Origin of the sequence: Streptomyces sp. WELS2 (genome assembly GCF_013870595.1) — a bacterium.
GTDB lineage: Bacteria > Actinomycetota > Actinomycetes > Streptomycetales > Streptomycetaceae > Streptomyces.
This window is the reverse complement of the sequence record NZ_JACBWZ010000848.1, coordinates 1-2573: the sequence shown is the minus strand read 5'-3', so window position 1 is coordinate 2573 and position 2573 is coordinate 1. Positions and strand designations below refer to the sequence as shown.

Below are 2573 nucleotides of genomic sequence, written 5' to 3'. Positions count from 1 at the left end.
ATCTTCGGGAGGACGTCGGCGAACGCCGAGTCCTCGCACCGACGAGGTCGGCGCCGACGACGACTTCTTCGCCCTCGGCGGCGACTCCATCCTGGCCGTGCGCGTCACCTCCCGGCTGCGCGCCGCCTTCGGCACGGACGTCTCGCCCCGGCTGCTGTTCACCCACTCCACGCTGTCCGGTCTCGCCGCCGAGCTGGGCGAACCCCGCTCCGGCAGCACCACCGCCGACGCCATTCCGGCCACCGCCCCAAACGCCCCGGCCCCCTTGTCGTACGCCCAGCAACGCCTGTGGTTCCTCGACCGGTTCGAGCCGGGCGGCACCGCGTACACGACCCTGTCCGTGCTGCGGCTGCGCGGCGCCCTGGACACCGGCGCGCTCGGCGCCGCGCTGGACGGCCTGGTCGCCCGGCACGGGGCGCTGCGCACCACCTTCGCCGAACACGACGGCCAGGCACGGCAGTTCGTGCCCCCGCCCCGGCCCGTGGACCTGCCGGTGGACGACCTCGCGGACGGCGCGGAACTGGATGCCCTGCTGGACCGCGAGGCCGCCACCCCCTTCGACCTGGCCACCGGGCCGCTGATGCGGGCCCGCCTGGCCCGCATCGGCGCCGACGAGCACGTCCTGGTGCTGGCCGTCCACCACATCGTCACCGACGGCTGGTCCGGGGGTGTGCTGGCCAGGGACCTCGGCGAGCTGTACACGGCGGCCCTGGAAGGCCGTGCCCCCCGCCTGCCGGACCTGCCCGTCCGCTACGCCGACTACGCCGCCTGGCAGCGCGCCCGGACCGAGCGGGCGGAGTCCGACCTCGCCTACTGGCGCCGGGCCCTGGACGGCGTGGTCCCGCTGGAGCTGCCCACCGACCGGCCGCGCCCCGCCGTCCGCACCCGAGAGGGCGCCCTGCTGACGTTCACCCTGCCCGCCGCGCTCACCGAGCGGCTGCGCGAGCGCGGCCGGGAAGCCGACGCCACCCTCTACATGACTTTGGTGACGGCCTGTCAGGTACTGCTCGCCCGCTGGGCGGGCCAGGAGGACGTCACCGTGGGCACGGTCACCGCCGGCCGGGAGCGGCCCGAACTGCACGACGTGGTCGGCATGTTCGTCAACACCCTGGTGCTGCGCGCCCGGGTCCGGCCCGACCTGCCCTTCCGGGAGCTGCTGGCCGAGGTGCGCACCACCGTCCTGGAGGCGTCCGCCCACCAGGAGGTGCCCTTCGAGCGCGTCGTGGACGCCGTCCAGCCCGAGCGGGACACCAGCCGTACGCCGCTGTTCCAGGTCATGGTCGCCCTGCACAACCTCGACGGCGAGCCGCCCCGGCTGCCCGGCCTGACGGTGGAACCGGTCACCCCGCCGGTCCGCACCGCCACTTTCGACCTCGCCTTCGACTTCGTGGAGACCGACGACGGCCTCACCGGCCATCTCGAGTACAGCACCGGCCTGTTCGACACCGACACCGCCGAACGCCTCGCCGCCCGGCTGCGCGTCCTGCTGGAGGCCGCCGCCGAGGACCCCGGGCAGCGGGTGGGCCGGCTCCCGTTGATGACCGGCGACGAACGGCGCCAGGTGCTCCGGCACGGCCGGGGCGCCCCGCTGCCCGCACCGGACACCACCTTCCCCGCCCTCTTCGAGGCCCAGGCCGCCCGCACCCCCCACCACACCGCCCTGGCCGCCCGCGACGCCACCCTCGACTTCGCCACGCTCAACCGGCGCGCCAACCGGCTCGCCCACCACCTCATCGCCCGCGGAGCCGGACCCGAGGACGTCGTCGCCGTACGCCTGCCGCGCACCACCGACCTGGTGGTCGCCCTGCTCGGCGTCCTCAAGGCGGGCGCCACCCTGCTCAGCCTGGACCCCGAACTGCCCGAGCGGCGGCAGGATTTCCTGCTCGCCGACGCCCGCCCGCACACCCTGCTGGCCGGCCTCGACGAGGTGCCCTGGGACCGGCTGCCCGACCACGACCCGACCGACGCCGACCGCGTCCGGCCCCTGCTGCCCCGGCACACCGCCTACCTCGTCTACACCTCCGGCTCCACCGGCCGCCCCAAGGGCGTCGCCGTCGAACACCGCCAGCTGGTCAACCTCTGCCACGACCACCGCGAGGGCCTGCTCGCCCCGCACACCACCGACGGGCTACGGCTGCGGGCCGCGCTCAGCGCCTCCTTCTCCTTCGACACCTCCTGGGAGGGGCCCCTGCTCCTCGCCCTCGGCCACGAGGTGCACCTCATAGACGAGGACGTCCGCCTGGACCCGCGGGCGTTCTGCGCCCAGGTCGCCGAGAACCGCCTGGACGTGGTCAACGTCACCCCGTCGTTCCTGCGCGAACTCACCGCCGCCGGACTGCTCGCCCCCGGCCGTCACCACCCGCGCCTGCTGCTCGTCGGCGGCGAGGCCGTCACCCCGGCCGTCTGGCGTGAACTCGCCCGCGCCGAACGGGAACTGGGCGTGGCCGTGTACAACATGTACGGGCCCACCGAATGCACCGTCGACGCCGTCTACGGCCGAACCCAGGACCGCCCGGACCACCCGGTCATCGGCCGCCCCGGCGCCGGCCTGCGCGCCTACGTCCTCGACGACG

General features: G+C 75.1%; 1 protein-coding gene. It reads left to right on the top strand.

Translation table 11 applies throughout. The annotated features are described in order from the left end of the window. Positions 1–2573 (top strand): condensation domain-containing protein (locus tag H5J33_RS38480; protein ID WP_181798044.1); only part of this gene is annotated, 2573 nt, incomplete at both ends.